The organism is Brevibacterium sp. CSND-B09, assembly GCF_052906525.1.
Map to the genome: position 1 here is coordinate 1,261,912 of NZ_JBREGI010000001.1, position 17,270 is coordinate 1,279,181.

Annotated in this window: 16 protein-coding genes; 8 read left to right on the forward strand and 8 right to left on the reverse strand. The window is 63.6% G+C overall.

Features of this window, described 5'->3' with window-relative positions:
- Positions 1–22 precede the first annotated feature (22 nt).
- The 3 genes from ACU4IU_RS05910 to ACU4IU_RS05920 all read right to left on the reverse strand — a co-directional run bounded on the left by ACU4IU_RS05910 (position 23) and on the right by ACU4IU_RS05920 (position 3,332).
- Entirely contained in the window at positions 23–1,723 is a 1,701-nt protein-coding gene (locus ACU4IU_RS05910) for an FAD-binding oxidoreductase (protein ID WP_446657579.1), read from the reverse strand.
- A gap of 14 nt (positions 1,724–1,737) precedes the next feature.
- The gene (locus ACU4IU_RS05915) at positions 1,738–2,472 is read right to left on the reverse strand and encodes a lysophospholipid acyltransferase family protein (RefSeq protein WP_446656130.1); all 735 of its coding nucleotides are present in this window, start codon (positions 2,470–2,472) and stop codon (positions 1,738–1,740) included.
- Positions 2,473–2,549: 77 nt separating this feature from the next.
- On the reverse strand, positions 2,550–3,332 hold the full coding sequence (locus ACU4IU_RS05920) for an SDR family NAD(P)-dependent oxidoreductase (RefSeq protein WP_172174747.1): 783 nt from the start codon (positions 3,330–3,332) through the stop codon (positions 2,550–2,552).
- A gap of 104 nt (positions 3,333–3,436) precedes the next feature.
- Here ACU4IU_RS05920 and ACU4IU_RS05925 point away from each other — a divergent pair, with 104 nt between their 5' ends.
- The 7 genes from ACU4IU_RS05925 (at position 3,437) to ACU4IU_RS05955 (ending at position 12,155) form a co-directional block, all read left to right on the forward strand.
- Complete coding sequence (locus ACU4IU_RS05925; protein ID WP_446656131.1) at positions 3,437–5,683, forward strand: HAD-IB family hydrolase; 2,247 nt, start codon at positions 3,437–3,439, stop codon at positions 5,681–5,683.
- On the forward strand, positions 5,677–6,594 hold the full coding sequence (locus tag ACU4IU_RS05930; protein ID WP_446656132.1) for a hypothetical protein: 918 nt from the start codon (positions 5,677–5,679) through the stop codon (positions 6,592–6,594). The genes ACU4IU_RS05925 and ACU4IU_RS05930 overlap by 7 nt, the downstream gene beginning before the upstream one ends.
- The gene (locus ACU4IU_RS05935) at positions 6,584–7,369 is read left to right on the forward strand and encodes a ferritin-like domain-containing protein (RefSeq protein ID WP_181276381.1); all 786 of its coding nucleotides are present in this window, start codon (positions 6,584–6,586) and stop codon (positions 7,367–7,369) included. Before ACU4IU_RS05930 ends, ACU4IU_RS05935 begins: the two co-directional genes overlap by 11 nt.
- A 152-nt stretch (positions 7,370–7,521) precedes the next feature.
- Positions 7,522–8,214: a fasciclin domain-containing protein gene (locus tag ACU4IU_RS05940; protein ID WP_446656133.1), complete on the forward strand. Its 693-nt coding sequence runs from the start codon at positions 7,522–7,524 to the stop codon at positions 8,212–8,214.
- A 133-nt stretch (positions 8,215–8,347) separates the two neighbouring features.
- On the forward strand, positions 8,348–9,004 hold the full coding sequence (locus ACU4IU_RS05945; protein WP_446656134.1) for a sigma-70 family RNA polymerase sigma factor: 657 nt from the start codon (positions 8,348–8,350) through the stop codon (positions 9,002–9,004).
- Positions 9,001–9,807, forward strand: a complete 807-nt coding sequence (locus ACU4IU_RS05950; protein ID WP_446656135.1) for an anti-sigma factor — start codon at positions 9,001–9,003, stop codon at positions 9,805–9,807. The genes ACU4IU_RS05945 and ACU4IU_RS05950 overlap by 4 nt, the downstream gene beginning before the upstream one ends.
- Before the next feature lie 191 nt (positions 9,808–9,998).
- A complete protein-coding gene (locus tag ACU4IU_RS05955; protein WP_446656136.1) occupies positions 9,999–12,155 on the forward strand; it encodes an MMPL family transporter in 2,157 nt (718 codons plus the stop codon).
- A 73-nt stretch (positions 12,156–12,228) separates the two neighbouring features.
- Here ACU4IU_RS05955 and ACU4IU_RS05960 read toward each other — a convergent pair whose 3' ends face one another.
- Both ACU4IU_RS05960 and ACU4IU_RS05965 read right to left on the reverse strand, forming a co-directional pair.
- Positions 12,229–12,810, reverse strand: a complete 582-nt coding sequence (locus ACU4IU_RS05960; RefSeq protein ID WP_446656137.1) for a MarR family winged helix-turn-helix transcriptional regulator — start codon at positions 12,808–12,810, stop codon at positions 12,229–12,231.
- Positions 12,811–13,006: 196 nt separating this feature from the next.
- Positions 13,007–13,333 (reverse strand): hypothetical protein, encoded by a 327-nt coding sequence (locus tag ACU4IU_RS05965; protein WP_446656138.1) that lies wholly within the window; start codon positions 13,331–13,333, stop codon positions 13,007–13,009.
- A gap of 498 nt (positions 13,334–13,831) precedes the next feature.
- On the opposite strand from ACU4IU_RS05965, the gene ACU4IU_RS05970 reads away from it, so the two are divergent.
- Complete coding sequence (locus ACU4IU_RS05970) at positions 13,832–13,975, forward strand: GPGG-motif small membrane protein (RefSeq protein ID WP_162835624.1); 144 nt, start codon at positions 13,832–13,834, stop codon at positions 13,973–13,975.
- 137 nt (positions 13,976–14,112) lie between these two features.
- On the opposite strand, the gene ACU4IU_RS05975 is transcribed toward ACU4IU_RS05970, so the two are convergent.
- Genes ACU4IU_RS05975 through ACU4IU_RS05985 form a run of 3 tightly spaced genes read right to left on the reverse strand, consistent with a single transcriptional unit; the run spans position 14,113 to position 17,244 of the window.
- Positions 14,113–14,823 carry a glycosyltransferase gene (locus tag ACU4IU_RS05975; protein ID WP_446656139.1) on the reverse strand — a complete coding sequence of 237 codons (711 nt, stop codon included), beginning with the start codon at positions 14,821–14,823 and terminating at the stop codon, positions 14,113–14,115.
- A complete protein-coding gene (locus ACU4IU_RS05980; protein ID WP_446656140.1) occupies positions 14,820–16,232 on the reverse strand; it encodes a PIG-L family deacetylase in 1,413 nt (470 codons plus the stop codon). The genes ACU4IU_RS05975 and ACU4IU_RS05980 overlap by 4 nt, the downstream gene beginning before the upstream one ends.
- On the reverse strand, positions 16,222–17,244 hold the full coding sequence (locus ACU4IU_RS05985) for a hypothetical protein (RefSeq protein ID WP_446656141.1): 1,023 nt from the start codon (positions 17,242–17,244) through the stop codon (positions 16,222–16,224). The genes ACU4IU_RS05980 and ACU4IU_RS05985 overlap by 11 nt, the downstream gene beginning before the upstream one ends.
- Positions 17,245–17,270 lie beyond the last annotated feature (26 nt).

Consider the following 17,270-nt stretch of genomic DNA (forward strand, 5'->3'; position numbering starts at 1 on the left):
TAGCCCAGCAAGGTCAACGTCCTCAGGACGGATCCCGATCGCCGAGGACTTTCCCCGGGTTGAGGTTCTGCCCGGGGTCGGTGGCTCGGAATACGGCATCGACCATGAATGCCCCCGGCTCGCTGATGTCGTCGACGAGCCACGGCTGGTGTTCGGTGCCGACTCCGTGGTGGTGCGACAGGCCTCCGCCGGAGTCGATGAACTCCTGCTGGATGCTGTCCTTGACGTCCTGATACTCCGCCAGCGCCGTGTCCTCATCCGTGTAGGGAATTGCAAAGGTGAAGTACAGGCAGGCGCCGCCGTGATAGCTGTGGGACAGATGGCAGAACATGAATCCCGGTCCGCCCTGCTCACTGCGGGTCTGGCGGAATCGCTCGTGCACTCGAGCATGGACGTTCTTGAGATCTCCCCACGTCACTCCCGTTTCGCAGACATCGCCGAAGACCTTGTAGTTGAGCAGGAAGTCGCGTAGATACGGGGTGTCGAACTTCTTCTGATCGTAGACGGCGCCGGGCCCGGAGCCGAGACTGATTCCGCCTCGGCGACCGATGAGTTCCTTCACCTCGGCCTTCTCCCGTGCCACGCGTTCCTTCGACCCTTCGAAGCAGACGTATGACAGGCACATGCCTTCTGTCGTGTCCCATCCTTTGGACCGCAGGTAGGCAAACAGGGCGTCCTGACCGCGAGCCGCGATCGTTGCCTTCACGCCCCGCGGCTCAGAGACCATCGCGAGACTGAACCGAGTCTCGGGCCCATCGGAGAGACGGGTGAACGCGGGCGTGACCTCGGACCGGACGATGTCGTGCATGGCCTCGACCCCACTCGACCAATCAGGGAAGAGGTAAGCGATGACCTGCCGCACCTTCGGCAGCCGATGCACCTGCACCGTGCATTCCGAGATCACACCGAGACGGCCTTCGCTGCCGAGGACCATCTCATGCACCGACGGGCCCGAATCGCGGCCCGGAATGGGCTTGCTCACCATCACGCCACGAGGGTGGACTACGCGAAGTCCACGCACGATGTCTTCGATGTCACCGTACTTGTCCGACTGCATTCCCGATGACCGGGTCGCCGCCCATCCGCCGAGGGTCGAATAGCTGAACGAGTCGGGGAAATGACCCATCGTCCATCCGCGAAGATTGAGCTGCTCCTCGAGGTCAGGTCCGTATGCTCCGGCTTCGACTCGGGCGAGGCCAGAATACTCGTCGATGTCGATGACTCGACGCATCCTCCCGAGATTCAACGAGACGATGGGACGCTCCTCATCCGGACTCGGGGTCACAGAGCCGGAGATGCACGAGCCGCCGCCGTAGGGAATGAGCACGAGATCTCGCTCGAGGACGAGAGCGAGGACAGCGGCGATCTCATCCTCGCTGCCGGGGTAGACAACGGCGTCGACGAGGCGGGTGATCGGCTCGTGGCGCACCCGGTAGAGGTCCGGCAGGGAGCGGCCGAACGAATGGACCACGCGCAGTTCGTCGTCGACGCTGACATTGTCCGACTCGACCACGGCGCCGAGCTCGTCGAGAAGTGTCGATGTCATACGAGACTCGGGTATGTTCAGATCGCTGAGCACCGGGGTGGTCGGCCGCGGAGCATTCCAGAGATCGAGACCGACTTTGTCCTTGGCGATCGCAGCGAAGTCGGGTTTGGTCTCCCACCGGAAGTCGACACCTTCGGCTCCCCAGCCCCACCAGCGGTGTCGCTTGACGTCCTGCATTCTCATGGGTTCACTCATTTCTTCGTCCTTTCCGGCGATTCAGCGTGTTCACTGCCGACACCGATGTCGTCTGCTCCCGTGGCGAAGAGCTCCGCCACGAGTTGCTGCACCCGCGCGGTGAGCTCAGACAGCGATTCTTCTGATCGGGCGGTGACCGGTTCACCGAAGACCACATGCACAGGTGGCCTGCCCGGCACCGGCCAGGCAGAGCCTTTGGGCATCGCTTCTAAACCGCCGACGACCGCTGCCGGCACGATGGGAACCGACGCATCGACGCCCAGCTTGATCGACCCGACCTTGAAATCAGCGATCGTGCCTGACTTCTGCCGACCGCCCTCGGGAAACAGCAGAACCGGCACACCCGAGCGCAGCAGAGCGCGGGGCAGATGCGCGCTGCCGCGTGATCCTTCGCGATAGATCGGAAACGCGTTGAACAGCCAGCGGACGAAGAGCCGCTTGTGCCACACGGTGAAGAAGTAATCGTAGGCGACTCCGGTCGCAAGGAACCGCGACTGTCTGCGCGGCAGGCTCTGCGCGATCATGGGCGCGTCGAGGTGTGAGGTGTGGTTGGCAATCACGAGAAAGCCTCGGTCGAGCTTGCGCACTCCTGGAGCGATACTCACCGTCGGAGTGATCGTCGAACGGACGAGGCCCCGGAAGAGGACACGTTGGAGGAGGAATCGCAGCGCGGAGCGCGTGCGCGACCGGTACTTCGGCGGCGCCGGCGGGGAGAGAGTGTGATCAGTCATCTCCACTGATTCGGAGCCGCTATCGCATTCGGATGGGCATTTCCCCGAATTTCTTCGACCGGTCGAGCGTCGCCGCCCTACCCCTCCTGCTGCCGACGAGAAGTGAGCAGAGCGGACAGACGGTGGATTGCCGGACGCGGCAGCACCCGAAGCGTCGACGAGATCATCTTCCACCGCAGCTGCGGCACCGAGATCCTCTTCCCGCGAGCGACGTCTCGCAAGCACCCCTCCACGAGCATGTCCGCATCCATCCACAGCAGGTCGGGAATCGACGTTCCAGCGATGCCGGCTCGGGAATGGAACTCAGTGCGCACCCATCCGGGCACCAGAGCGGTCACACTCACCCCTGTACCTGCGGTCTGAACCGACAGCGCCTCGGAGTAGTTCTGCGTCCACGCTTTGATGGCGGTGTAATTGTTCTGCGTCAGCCCAGCGCTGACGGAGCAGACATTGATGATCCATCCCCGCCCTCGATGCTTCATCGCTCTGGCGGCGGCACCGCCGATGATCAGCACAGCGCGCTGCATCACTTCGAAGCCGCGATCATGTTCGGTGACATCCGGGCTGAGCAGGCTCGATCGGACCGAGAATCCCGCATTGTTGACCACGATGTCGATATCGGGTTCCGAACCGGGCTCCTCGATCCGAGCCGCCACGCGGGCCTGGGCATCTCGGTCGGCGAGGTCAGCCGCGATCGTTTCGACATGAACTCCGTAGTCGGCGCGAAGCTGCTCGGCAGACGACTCCAGGGCGTCGGGGTCTCGGGCGACGAGGACAAGGCTGACACCGCGTCTGGCGAAAGCGCGGGCAAAAGCCGCACCGATCCCCGCAGTGCCACCAGTGATGAGGGCCACATTCATATTGCTACGATACAGGCATCCAAAGACCGGTCCGCACCGAATCAATTGTGTAAACCACGTCCGCGTTTCCACGGAATCGCACTCTCTACCCGATAGGTTTCCGCATGCACCCCAGCCGATACCTCTTGACCGGTGCCACAGGGTTCCTTGGTCAGGCGCTGCTCCAAGCGCTCCTCGAAAGCAACTCGCACGTCGCCATCACTGCACTCGTTCGTCCCCGCGGAACCCAGTCCGGACATGATCGACTGCAGCGGCTGCTCGGCAAGCCGGTCTTCGCTTCCTGGATCGATCGGGTCGGCGAAAAGACAGTGCGCGAGGCCTTCGAATCGCGGGTCACGGTACTCGAGGGGGATCTCGCTGATCTGCCGCCCCTGACCGATCGCTTTGACGTCGTCATCCACTCCGCGTCGAGCGTGTCGTTCGACGCCGCGATCGACGAGGCGTTCGACACCAATGTCGGGGGCGTCGAGCGACTCTACGCTGCCTTGTCGGAATCGCAGCAGAGCCCCCACGTCATCCATGTCTCGACAGCCTATGTCGGAGGGATCGCAAAGGGCGTCGCGCAGGAGTCCCGGTTGCGCCACACCGTCGATCATGACGATGAGTGTCGGGCGGCCAGACAGGCCAGGACCAGCGTCGAGGCCGAATCCCGGCAACCGGAGAGGCTGCGCCGATTCATCCGCACAGCTCAAGCAGAGAGCTCTCGGATGGGCCCGAAATCGGTGGCCGCCGGGGCGGAAGCCGCCCGGGAGAGCTATGTGCGGGATCGACTCGTGGAGTTCGGACGCACCCGTGCCCAGTCCCTCGGGTGGACAGACATCTACACCTTCACCAAGGCGCTTGCCGAGCGGATCGGTGAAGAGTGGGCAGCCGAGGGGCATCAGGTCTCATTCGTTCGCCCGTCCATAATCGAATCCGCGTTCCGTCGACCGAGCCCCGGGTGGATCGACGGCTTCAAGGTCGCTGACCCCCTCATCATGGCCTACGCCAAAGGAAGCCTCTCGGAGTTTCCCGGGCACGCCGATTCGGTGCTCGACATCATTCCCGTCGACTATGTCGTCAATGTCATCCTCGCCCTTGCCGAACAGGGTCCACTCGAGCGGCAGCCGGCAGAGCACGACAGCAGCTCCGGACAGCCGGAGCAAGGTCATTCGGACTACTACCAGGTCGTATCGGGTACGAGCAATCCCCTGCCGTTCCACCAGATGGTCGGAACCGTCCGCGAGTACTTCCTCGCCCATCCCCTGCCTGACACAGAGGGGGTTCCCACGGTGGTGCCCGAATGGAGCTTCCCCAGCTCCGAACTCATCGAACAGCGCATCCGGCTGAAGGAACTGGTCACGGGCGTCGGCCGCGAAGTCGTCGAGCGGCTGCCCGCCTCGACGCGCACACGCGCTCTGGCCTCACGGCTGCACAGAACCGACGCCAAACTGAAGTCACTGCGTCAGTTCGCCGACCTGTACCAGCAGTACACGAAGACAGAGATGATCTTCGATGATGCGAACACGAGACGTCTGCTTGAGCGACTGCCGGAGGACTGCCCGACCAACCGCAGGTTCGACGTGACCGAGATCGACTGGACGGAATACTTTCAGGACGTCCACATCCCGGCGATCACAGAAGTCACCCGCAGCTATTCGCGCAGACGCCGCCAGAGCGAGGCCCCGCCCACTACGCGCCCCCTGCCGCCCACTTCCGAGGCTCTGGCCGTCTTCGACCTCGACGGGACGGTGATTTCGGCGAACGTCGTGCAGCAGTTCGCGGCGGTCGTGCGCGCCACGCAGCCGATCTACAAGTGGCCGGCGATGATGGGAACGATGGCCGGAGTCGTCCCCGGACTGCTGCGCGCCGAGTACCGCGACCGTTCGGACCTCATCCGCATGGTCAATCGCCGATATCAGGGCTTCGAACTCGATGAGCTCCGAGCGGCCGTCACCGGCCGCCTCGGGCGGACGATCCGCGACTCCATCCGGCCCCAGGCCCGGCAGCTCATCGACGAACACCGCGCGGCCGGTCACCGCACGGTCCTGCTCACGGGCGCTCTCGATGTCCTCGTCGAACCTCTGTCCGATCTCTTCGACGAGGTGGTCGCAACCCGGATGGACGTCACCGATGACGGTGTTCTCTCGGGGTTCCTCGCGAGCCCTCCGCTGGTTGATGAGGCTCGGGCGAACTGGCTGCGCAAATACGCCGACACCGTGGGCGCCGATCTGGGACGTTCGACCGGCTACGGCGACTCTCTGGGCGATGCCGCATGGCTCGAACTCGTCGGCAGCCCCGTTGCCGTCACTCCGGATCTCGGTCTCTACGGCCTGGCACTGAAGAAGCGATGGAAAGTGATGGAATGGTGACAAGCGACAGAACACTCCACAACCCTGTCGTCGAACATCCGCCCGGGCACGTCAGAGGACGACTGTTCTCCGATGCAGAGCATCCCATCGTGCTCCGCACAGCATTCGATGTCGACGACTATCTTGCTCACGCTCGAGGACGCATCGAATTCAACTCAGAGCGCATCGAGGTGGCCGGGGACGTGGTACGCGATCTCGGCTTCCTATGGCGACTGGAGAACTCAGCGCTGGCCGAGACCCGGGCGATGTTCGCCTCCTGGACGTCCAACGAAGCGCGAATCACAGCCTTCGTGACGGGATGGGGCTACGAGCGGTACTGGTTGGCGCGGGCACTGCGCGACATGCTCGAAACCACCCTCAGCCCTGAGGACCTTCGCGGGGGCAGGTCACGGAGACTGCGCGGAATGTGGGTCGAGCGGGGGCTGCCGATACTCGCACCTGTCGTCGGCGGACTGGTCAAGGAACCTCTCACCGCCGGACACATGGCCAGGCTCGCGATACAGGAGGCGGGCCTCCAGGCAGCTGAACGAGCAGTGTGTGCACGTCTCAGCGGTGAAGCCGCTCGCGTCCTGACCGAGATCATCGACCGGCGCGAGACGATCGTCCGCTTCTTCCGTTCGGAGGCGGTGGCTCGGATCCGACGATCACGGATCGAAGCCCTCACCGCTCGTGCTCACCTCATGCGGCCGTGGGCTCCACTGAGGATCGTCGGAGTGCCCGAACCGGATGAGGCCGGCGCTCTGACAAGCATCTTCGCCTCTGCCTCCGACAGACGACGTCTGATCGACTCGGATGCCGAGATCGGACGGTTCCTGCCGGGGAACCCTCAGCCTTCGATGAACCAAGTGACGGCGGCGCTGCGCTCGACGCGCAGAGCCCATGCTCAAGCAGGGAGAAACCATGGCCTTTGACTTCGACAAGTACGCCGAGACGTCCGAGGCGGTGAACTGGACCGATCTGGATCTCGATGTGTTCGATGACATGCCCTTGGACAGAGACACTCTCCGGTCGGTGCGATACATGTGCGACGTCGAATACCACACCACATGTTTCGTCAGGGAGCTGCTCGTCACTCCTTCACACAGTGAGGACGCCACGGCGGCATTCATGACCATGTGGAACCGTGAGGAGTTCTGGCATGGAGAGGCGTTGGCCGCCGTGCTCGAGAAACACGGAATCCACGTCGATTACGACGAGGTCAAAGCCAAGCGGATGAGCTTGGGGTGGAAACTCGCTCTCGGGCCTGCAAAGCAGTCGCTGCTGTCGAACATGGTGGGCACGGACTTCATTGCCGTGCATATGGCTTGGGGTGCGGCCAACGAACTCTCCGCCACAGCCGGATATCGCAGGATGGCGGCGATGCAGGACCACCCGGTGCTCTCTCCGCTGCTTGAGCGCATCGCCAAACAGGAGACTCGACATGTGGCCTTCTACACGACTCAGGCACGACAGAGGCTCGAGGACAACCCACGAGCTCAGAAGATCGTGCGCCTGGCGCTGGGGAAGCTGTGGAAGCCCGTGGGCTCAGGGATGATGGACGATGCCGAAGTCAAGCATGTGATGAGTCATCTCTTCCAGGATCACACAGACGAACTGGACAAGCTCGATAAGAGCGTCCAGAAGCTGCCGGGTCTGGACTCGCTGACCATCTTCCGCGATGCCTTCGCCCGCTTGGGAGTCGGCTGACTGCGGCCGGTTCCGCGAAGGATTACTCACTTTTCTTCTCCATCCGCCCATCCGAAACGGGCACCGCACCGAATACCCAGTACACAGCGAGCAATGGAGATCACTTCACAGCTGTGCGCGAATACGCATCACTGTTGATTAGGAGAAGAACAATGAAGACACTGCTTCGCACACGCACCGCCACCATCCTCTCGGCCGGCGCCATCGGCCTCCTGGCACTGAGCGGCTGCGGAATGGATTCCGGCTCCGGCGGGGAGGAGTCCGGTTCGGAATCGGGCAGCTCCGAATCTCAGCCCGCTGACTCGGGCGAGTCCGAGATGCCCGACGAGTCCGGCGACTCCTCCATGGCCGATTCCGACCTCGTCGGCAAGGGCTGCTCGACCTACGCCGAGGCGAACCCTGACGGGGCAGGTTCTGTCGAGGGCATGGGCCAGGACCCGGTGGCCACTGCCGCCTCGAACAACCCGATGCTCACGACCCTGACCAAGGCTGTCTCGGGCAAGCTCAACCCCGATGTCGACCTCGTCGACACCCTCAACGGCGACGAGTTCACGGTCATCGCCCCGGTCGACGATGCCTTCGCCGATGTGCCCAAGGACGACCTCGACGCCCTGGCCAAGGACTCGGACCAGCTGACGAAGGTGCTGACCTACCACGTCATCCCCGGACAGCTCTCCCCCGATGAGATCGCCGGTGAACACGAGACCGTCGAAGGTTCGAAGGTGAAGATCTCCGGTGAGGGCGAGGACATGAAGTTCGATGATGCCGGACTGGTCTGCGGCGGAGTCAAGACCGCAAACGCCACGGTCTACATGGTCGACGCCGTGATGATGCCCAAGGACTGACATCCCATACTCCTCGCAGCACCGGCCAGGGATCGATCCTTCATATCGCGATCGGCCCCTGGCCACCCCTCCTTCCTCTCCTCACCACCGGAGAACGTGCCAGGCACTGTTCGGAGGATGAGAAGATTGGTGCATGAGTTCAGACGATCCGACGACGTTTCGACACAGTCCCCCGGGGTCTGCGCCGCAACCCCGGCAACCGGCCCCCACCTCGACGGACACCACGTCTGGAGACTACGGTTCGGCCGATCCCAGCGGTCAGCTGCTGCTGAGGATCAGCGAAGGTGACGCGGCGGCATTCGAGGAACTCTTCACGAACCAGTCCAGGATCCTCATGGCCGTGATCGTCCGGATCGTCAAGAGCCAGTCACTGGCCGAGGAGGTCCTGCAGGAAAGCTTCACCGAGGTGTGGACGCGGTGCTCGGGCTTCAATCCCGCGAAGGGGACGGGCCGGGCATGGTTGATCACCCTGTGTCGCAGGCGGGCCATCGACTGCGTGCGCAGCGTCCAGTCCCAGCAGGACCGGGACCTCGCCGATGGACTGCGGTCCACTGCCGAGGCGGGTGATGAGGTCGAGCAGACTGTGATCGACCGGGCGGAATCGGACCGGACAGTCTCGGCGCTGAAGGGACTGCCGGAGGATCAGAGCAGACCGATCGTCATGGCGTTCTATCAGGGTCTGACCCACGCTCAGATCTCGGAGAGCCTCGAGGTGCCGCTGGGCACCATCAAGTCACGGATCAGAGACGGAATGAAGAAGCTGCGAAAGGAATTGGAGGCGAGTCGATGAGCACCGATCGTGACTATCTGGCCGCCGGCCTGGCGCTCGGCGGACTCAGCGACTCCGAGTTCGCCGAGGCTCAGACGCTGGCCGACTCCGATGCCGACTTCCGTTCCGAGGTCGCCGCTTACGCCGACATCATGGCCGAAGCAGCCGAGTCCGACGAGCCGGTCGAGGTCAGCTCGGCGACTCGACAGGCGATTCTCGCCATCCCCCAAACGCATGCGCAGCAGAGGTCGACGAATGAGCCGCTGAGCCCGGCGACTCATACGCAGGCGAACTCGACTGCAGCGCACCCGGTCTCCCTCGCGTCTCCGACTTCGCTGGCCGACCACCGCGAGTCACGTCGTCGCTCATGGCTGCCTTATGCGGCCGCCGCGGCCGCGCTCATCGTCGCGGCTGGATCCGGGGTGACCGTCTGGCAGCAGACGCAGCGTAAGAACCAGCTCGAGGAGGATCTCACCGCCGCGCAGCAGCAGCTCGACGATTCCACACGGCTGATGCAAGCCGACGATCTGCGCACGAGCACGGACGAGCTTCCCGAGGGAGGAACGGTCACCGTGTCATCCTCGGAGTCAGAACAGCTCATCCGGATCAGCCCCGACGGTGTCGGCCGGGTTCCAGAGGGGAAAGCACTGCAGATGTGGGTGATCGGCGACGAGGGGCCCGTGAGCGCCGGACTGATGACCGGAGAATCGACGACGATCGCCGGCCACGCTTTCACCGACGCCAGCGTCTTCGGCATCACCATCGAGCCGGAGGGCGGATCCGATCAACCCACTACGGACCCGGTCGTGGCGATCGACCTGTAAGACCCGGCTCAGGGACGGCGCGTTGCAGACGGGTCGCCACCAGTCTTGTCGCGCTGCTTCCCGAGCACATCAGCCTCTTGAAGTGGATGAGGCCACCGAAGCTGCCATATGCGCCGTCGGGTGGATAGTTGGCTGGACTGTTCGCTTGACGCGTACTGGCACTTTACTTCACTAGGTGAAATACTATCCGAGTGAATGAAAACAACGCCTGTCCACGCGCCAGTCGCCGCGTCATCCGCACCCTCGTTCCCGCCCTCCTCATCCTCGGCTGGTTCGCGGTGTTCGGCTTCGGGGGAATGAGTTTCGGATCGATCGACGATGTCGCCACGGATGAACGATCCTCGTTTTTGCCTGCGAGCGCCGAGTCCACGCAGGTCCAGAACGAGATCGCGAAGTTCACCGGCTCGGATGCGATCCCCGCGATCGTGGTCGCCGAACGCAGCGAGGGGCTCAGCGATGCAGATCAGCAGGATCTCGAAACCTTCGCCAAGGCGGCCGCCGAAGTCACCCCCGGCGCAGAGACCTCCCCTGTCATCCCGTCCGAGGACGGCAAGGCTGCCGAACTCATCGTGTCGATCCCCTCCGACGTTGAGATCGCAGACGTGGTCGAAAAGCTCCAGAGGAACGCCGATCGCACACTTCCGGGAATGGAGGTGTGGGTGAGCGGCCCTGCCGGCTTCACGGCTGACCTGCAGGCGGCCTTCGGCGGCATCGACGGCATCCTTCTCGTCGTGGCGCTGGCAGTCGTCTTCGTCATTCTCGTCGTCGTCTACCGATCCCTTCTGCTGCCGATCCTCGTCCTCCTCAGCTCCATGACGGCTCTGTGCGCAGCCGTGCTCATCAACGTCGCCCTCGCTCGCGAAGGCATCGTGACGCTCAACGGCCAGGTGCAGGGAATCCTCTTCATCCTCGTCATCGGCGCTGCCACGGACTACTCGCTGCTCTTCATCGCCCGCTGCCGGGAGTCGCTGCGAGACAGCACCTCCGCCTCGACTGCGGCGTGGACGGCGGTACGCGGAGTCTTCGAACCGATCCTCGCTTCGGGCGGGACCGTCATCGCCGGGCTTCTGTGCCTGCTCCTGTCCGACCTCGGATCGAACTCCGCGCTCGGTCCCGTCGCCGCCGTCGGCATCGCATGCGCGATGCTCACCACGCTCACCTTCCTGCCGGCCATGCTCGCCGTCGTCGGCCGCGCCGCATTCTGGCCGCGGAGTCCGAAGTTCGCCAGCTCTCACCCCGACCTGACCGGGCCGAACGCCAGGGGGCTGTGGCCGCAGGTGGGGCGGTTCGTCTCCGCGGCCCCACGCCGGGTCGTCACCGGGGTCGCCGTCGTCCTCCTCGCCGGCTGTGCGGGGTTGGCGTTCCTCGACGCCGACGGTGTGCCGCAGAGCGAATTCGTCCTCGGAGACAGTCAGGCTCGAGACGGGCAGCAGGTCATCGACAGGCATTTCACCGCCGGGTCAGGCAACCCCGCCTACGTGCTCGCACCCAGCCATGAACGGCAGCAGGTCGCCGAGGCGATCGCATCGACACCGGGCGTTGACAGTCTCAGCCTCGTCGCACAGGATGCCCCGTCGGGGTCCACCGCGATTGACGACCAAGGTGCTGTCGTCGCGGACGGGCGCTCTGGTCAACCACCGGCAGAGCCGACGGAGATCGACGGGAAGATCATGTTCTCACTGACCCTCTCCGCACCCGCTGACTCGCTGGAGGCCGAGGGCACCATCGAGGATCTTCGTGGGAATCTCTCATCGACCCAGGCGCTGGTCGGCGGAAGCACGGCTGTCGATCTCGATACGAACAACACCTCGTCGCGGGATCGGGCAGTGATCATTCCCATCGTGCTCGTTGTCATCACTGTCATGCTCGCTCTGCTTTTGAGGTCGCTGCTGGCGCCGCTTCTGCTGCTGGCGACCACCGTGTTGAGCTTCGGCACGGCCCTGGGTGTCGGTGCGCTCATCTTCCGCCTCATCGGCCAACCCAGATCCGACCCGTCGGTGCCGCTGTACGCGTTCGTCTTCCTAGTCGCTCTGGGAATCGACTACAACATCTTCCTGATGACCCGAGTGCGCGAAGAGGCGCTCACCCATGGGACCAGGGAAGGCACGCTGCGGGGACTGTCGGTCACCGGCGGTGTGATCACGAGCGCCGGAATCGTTCTGGCGGCCACGTTCGCCGCTCTCCTCGTCATCCCGATCCAGTTCCTGCTCCAGCTTGCGATCATCGTCGCGCTCGGCGTGCTGCTCGACGCTCTGATCGTGAGGACTCTGCTCGTCCCTGCCCTCAACATCTGGATCGGCGACAGGATCTGGTGGCCGTCACAGCTGGCCGCGCCGGCCAAGCACTGAGGCTTCTGACCGCGGGCTCTGCGGCGTGGGGCCGTCGCGCATGACGGTCACGTTCACGTTGCGGAATCGAGGCTTAGGCGCCGGTGTCCTCCTGCCGGGAAGGGCGGTCCCGTCCAGAATCGGCATCGGGATCCGTGAGGTCGCGTTTCGTGTCTCGGAGGAAGCGGATGACGACCTGCCGTTCGGCCGAGCTGAGCCGGGCCGCAGCGTGGAAGCGCCTGGACTGCGCCCGCCCGACGGTGTCGACTGCCGCCGTGTAGGTGGCCGGAGTGATGCTGATCGCCTGAGCCCGACGATCGCTGGGGTGCGGCTCGCGCACGATATGGTCGCTGCGCTCCAACCGGTCGAGCAGCTTCGTCGTCGCTGAAGCGGAGATATTCAGATGCTCGGCGATGCCTCCGGGAGTGCCCACTCGCTGCTGGTGCTGACAGATGATGAGGTAGTGGAGCGCGCGCATGTCGGTGGCGTTGAGCTTCATATAATCCTGCGACTCTTCTGACATCACTCGCTCGGCTTCACGCAGGTCAGCGAAGGCCGCCATCAGCTCCCCGATCTCAGCGATCTCCGCCGATGAGAAGCCCGATTGGTCAATGAGGGTCTGGTCTGGGTCGCTCGAGACGACGTCGTAGACCGCTGACTTCTCGAAATCTGCCACCCCGCGCTCCCACCTCTGCTGTCGCACTCGGCTCCGCTGTATTCGCTTACGAGGCGGAACAGCTTCCATTCTAGTCCTCGAGCACCGTCCAACAGCCGAGGTCGAATCGGCCTCTCCGTCCCGACCGGACCATTCGACCCCAGCACTTGAGCCAGGTGGCTGCATCGATCAGCACGACGGCGGACTGAGCGCCTGCTCAGTTGTCGCAGTCGACGATCACGCGGCCCTTGCTGCACCCGGAGAGCAGCGATGCGAAGGCCCCGGGGATCTGGTCGAATCCGGTGTGGAGTGTGTGCAGGCTCCGGACCTTCCCTGCACGCAGCCACCTGGAGACGGTGGCCTCGAAGTCGGGGCGCAGGTCTTCGTTCGCGGACACGTCAAAGCCGCGCATGGTCAGCTGCCCGAAGATCATGCGGTGGTAATTCGCTGGCCCCTGACGGTCGCTCCCTTTCCCGTACTGCGAAGCGGCCCCGCAGATCACGATGCGCCCGCCGTGGCGCAGAGTCTCCAGTGCGGCTTCCAACTATTGTCCGCCCACATTGTCATAGCACAGGTCGATTCCTTCCGAAGCTGCTTCACGAAGCAGATCCAGTGCCGAGCCGTCACGGTGGTTGAAAACCGCGTCGGCTCCCAACTCGCGCAGAAGTCCGACCTTTTCCCCCGTGCCCGCACTGCCGCACAACAGCCTGTCATGACTGCGTCGTGCTGTCCACACTCTCCGTCATCCGGGCGTCTGGACCGATCGGCTCTCTCACACCGCTGTGGTCCCGCCGATGTTCCTTCTGTCAGAAGGGGGAGGTATCGCTCGCGATGTTTACGATGTAATCTTCTCGGCGAGTGTTGTTTATGGTCGGCAGGCTCGGTGGATGGAGCGGCACCTGGAATCGCATCCGCCGGCAGACCAAGAAAAAGACAACTCTCCAACGTCGGCTGAGCTCAGCCTCGGCGTTGATCAGATTCCTCACCGGCTTTCGATCCGATGGCGCCGCACTCACAGTGAAACCGATAAGGAAGAGAAATTATGGCTATTGTCCTATGGATCCTCGCAGCGCTGCTCGTCGTCTCGGGCGTCTTCGCGATCTTGCGTAAGCAGATTCTTTGGGGCGTCGTCCTCATCGTCGTCGGCTGCCTCGTCGGGCCAGGAGGGGTGAGCATCTTCGCCTGATCCTCTCCCGCCTTCACGTGAGGTGTCATTCCCAGTAGGGAGGCCTCGCGTGAAGCCGGGAACGACGGCGACACCTTTCAGTGCACTGCGGAGGAGGACAGCCTCCGACTCCGCTTCGGCAGGAAAGCACCGTCGCTTCACGTCAGTTGACGCAAGTAGCTGCTGAAGCCGCCGCGTACGCGACCGGACAGACGAGCAGACGTGAGCACTCTGCAGTCATCGGTTCTGCGAATGCGGCCGCCCTCGCGCAGCACCGCATCGACGATTGCTTCGTCCTCACCACATTTCAGCGGAGGCACGCCGCCCATGGCTTCGAGCACGCCGGCGCGCAGACCCATGTTCGCTCCGAATATGTACGGGTGGTTCTCGAGCAGTTCGTGGTTGGCATGCCAAGCTGCGATCAGTTCGGTCGATGCTGTCTCCGGGCGTGGGGCCACAGTGCCCACCAGGCAATCGACACCTGTCGCGGCGAGTTCGAGATGTGTGGTGATCCAATGTTCGGGCACTCTGCTGTCGGCGTCTGTGAATGCGATCCACGCCGAGTCGGAGTCTTGCTCTGTCGTCGATTTCTCTGTTCGCATGAAGTGCCTCCATCCGAAGTCGCGTGCTCGACCGACGGACTGAAAAGAGGTCGCGAGGACGAAGACATCGCGATGTCGGGCGGCAAAATCCTCGACGATGCCCTCCGTGGCATCGGTGCAGGCATCTGCCACGACGAGGACTCGAAACCGACAGTCGATGCCTCTCTCGACAGCGCATGAGCGCGATCGCTGCACCGACTCGAGGCACCCGAGGATGTCTTCCTCCTCATTATGAGCCGGGATGATCACACCCAAACGCGTGATCATGCGTGCCCCTCGGCCGCGGATGGGCGGAAATCCTTGTCGATCGTGATGATGTCCAGACGATAATCCCCTTCATACCGGTGTTCGACCCGATGACGAGGCCAGGCGCCTAAGCAGATGCGATGCACTTCATCGGCATCCAGTGGCCAATCGTCGATCTCTCCCCTCCAGTGGCAGAGCACGAGGACGAAGCGAACCGTTGTCGAGCCATCGATCTTCTCCAAGGTGTCGAAGAGCTGGGAACGACTGAGGTAGAAGCCGGTCTCCGACAGCACGACGCAGTCGAAAGTGCCCTGGGGCCACTCGAAGGGAATGGTGGCATGGACGAAGTTGATTGCCGATGAAGGCGCAGCTCCTCGGCGTCTGGCGATTCGCAGAGCCTGCGAACTCGCATCGACTGCCGTCACCTGCGCCCCGACACCGGCGAGATCATGAGTCAAAGCGCCTACCGAGCAGCCGATCTCAAGGATATGAGCGTACGGAACCGCAGGCAGATGGGTGAGGAGATTCCGGCGTTTGGCGATCTCATATTCGGAACTCCACACCTGCCAGGGGTCACACCGTTGAACGTGGACTTCGTCGAAGACCGCAGAGGCCGCACTGGCGTCGTGGAGCGTCTCTGAACTGGCGCCGCCGCAGGAAACCGGAGTCGCAGCGGCGCGGAAGTCCGAGACAGCGAAGGTGTCTCCGCCACGACGGAAATGGTCGAGATGAGCGGGGCTGACGATTGCTTCGTCTCCGGGCTGATCGGATAGCGCTGACACCTGCGAGGGGTAGCAATCGAACACTGCCTGCCTGTCGAAGTTCGCTGGATCGGGCAGAAACGACCAGCTGCGCCACTCCTCGTCGGAGGGGTCTGCCCAATGCCAGTACCAGATCGGGTACTCGAGCACCGTCGTGTGGCGGTCACGCCCCAACTGCAGGGCGGCTGCTCCGATCGCCTCATGATCGCCATGTCCGTCCCGACTGTAAGGTGAGACGAGCACCACGGGTCCCTGGTGCTGGTCCACTTCGGCCCCGATCTCGTAGACGATCCTCTGGCTGAATGCGCTCAGCTGACCATCAGGCAACCCCACGAAACGACGGGACAGACGCTCGTGATCGAACAGATCCAGTGCCGCATCGAACTCGCGCAGACGAATCTCCCTGAGTTCCTTCGTCGAGTGGGTGGGAGAACCCGGATGGGATTGTTCCCCTGCGGTGAAGAGCAGGACGACGACTCGATGAACGGACCGGCGCAGGCGGGCCAGCAGGCCGGCGGCTCCAAGGGCCTCATCGTCCGGATGTGCGGCAAGGATGATGAACGTGGTCTCGGCAGGCATGGCCTCGACCCCGAGCGCGGGAAGCTCCTGCACACCGGCTTCCCTCCAACAGGCTTCGGGCGTGCCGGTGTCACGATGGTCAAAACTCATTGTGGTCGACCTTCGTGCGAAGTTCCGTGCCGAGAGCGGCTTCATCGCGTGGACCGTGGTGCTGACTGATGTAGACGGTGAGGTCAGCGTCGGCTTTGGCGAAGCCGACATCGCCTGTCAGCGCCGCCGGTCCCGCGATTTCGCGACTCAGGTGCTGGATCCGGCGAACTCCTGAGTAGACGATATTGCGCACTGTCAGGGCCACGGTCCAGGCACGTGCACGGGAGTACTCGTCACTCCCGTCGGCTGCGGCCGCTGCCTGCGCGAGGACGCTGCGAATCGAGAAGATCTCAGCCTCGAGCTGACCGATCAGCATCTCACCGACTGTGGATGAGTTGGAGCGCTTGCTGTGCCGTCGCACGGCATTTCTTGCCAGTCCCACGGCTGCGCCGAACCAACATGCTGCCACTCGGATGCCTCCCCACGCGAATGCAGGTCGATCCAGGTACCAGTTCGGCGGACCGAGGACGGTGACGGGCATTTTCGTGAATGCGACACTTCCGCTCGGGATCTCCTGCAGCCCCACGCTCGGCCAGGCAGTCGGCTGGGCCTGCGCTCGGGGGTCCCTGAGGTTTACGGCACAGGCGTACGATCCCCCGTCGCTGCCGGCGATGACGATGGCGTGCGAGAGTTCGGCGGCCAAGGAACACCAGGCTTTTTCTCCATCGATCACGGTCTGCTCGCCCTCTGCGCCCACGGTGAGGACGTGGGCTGGAGACTCGGCGGCGTAGACGCCCCAGGTCGAGCCATCGGGTGCGTCGTGTCCGGCTTCGGCAAGGATGCCCCGCGCATCCACATGGGGTTCGAGCATCCGAGCGACAGCGACATCGATGGCCGCCACCTCGAGCAGCGACTCCCACTGCCGCATGTGAGACGTCGTTCCGGTGAGTCCGAGAAATCGACTCAGGGCGCGAACCTTGTCAGCGGTCTGCGCATTGCTGGTGACCAGCTTTCGCAGATCATCCTGGCTGGCGGGTTCGTCGCGCCAGGAGCCCAGAGGCGCTGAAATCATCCCAGTGACGTCTAACCGATGCTGTG

What these genes read in the sequence shown, in the direction of transcription:
- ACU4IU_RS05980 (WP_446656140.1), bottom strand. Translation starts at nt 16,232, where the DNA reads ATGAGTTTTGACCATCGTGACACCGGCACGCCCGAAGCCTGTTGGAGG.
- ACU4IU_RS05920 (WP_172174747.1), bottom strand. Translation starts at nt 3,332, where the DNA reads ATGAATGTGGCCCTCATCACTGGTGGCACTGCGGGGATCGGTGCGGCT.
- ACU4IU_RS05925 (WP_446656131.1), top strand. Translation starts at nt 3,437, where the DNA reads ATGCACCCCAGCCGATACCTCTTGACCGGTGCCACAGGGTTCCTTGGT.
- ACU4IU_RS05950 (WP_446656135.1), top strand. Translation starts at nt 9,001, where the DNA reads ATGAGCACCGATCGTGACTATCTGGCCGCCGGCCTGGCGCTCGGCGGA.
- ACU4IU_RS05910 (WP_446657579.1), bottom strand. Translation starts at nt 1,723, where the DNA reads ATGCAGGACGTCAAGCGACACCGCTGGTGGGGCTGGGGAGCCGAAGGT.
- ACU4IU_RS05975 (WP_446656139.1), bottom strand. Translation starts at nt 14,823, where the DNA reads ATGATCACGCGTTTGGGTGTGATCATCCCGGCTCATAATGAGGAGGAA.
- ACU4IU_RS05985 (WP_446656141.1), bottom strand. Translation starts at nt 17,244, where the DNA reads ATGATTTCAGCGCCTCTGGGCTCCTGGCGCGACGAACCCGCCAGCCAG.
- ACU4IU_RS05915 (WP_446656130.1), bottom strand. Translation starts at nt 2,472, where the DNA reads ATGACTGATCACACTCTCTCCCCGCCGGCGCCGCCGAAGTACCGGTCG.
- ACU4IU_RS05970 (WP_162835624.1), top strand. Translation starts at nt 13,832, where the DNA reads ATGGCTATTGTCCTATGGATCCTCGCAGCGCTGCTCGTCGTCTCGGGC.
- ACU4IU_RS05940 (WP_446656133.1), top strand. Translation starts at nt 7,522, where the DNA reads ATGAAGACACTGCTTCGCACACGCACCGCCACCATCCTCTCGGCCGGC.
- ACU4IU_RS05930 (WP_446656132.1), top strand. Translation starts at nt 5,677, where the DNA reads ATGGTGACAAGCGACAGAACACTCCACAACCCTGTCGTCGAACATCCG.
- ACU4IU_RS05945 (WP_446656134.1), top strand. Translation starts at nt 8,348, where the DNA reads ATGAGTTCAGACGATCCGACGACGTTTCGACACAGTCCCCCGGGGTCT.
- ACU4IU_RS05935 (WP_181276381.1), top strand. Translation starts at nt 6,584, where the DNA reads ATGGCCTTTGACTTCGACAAGTACGCCGAGACGTCCGAGGCGGTGAAC.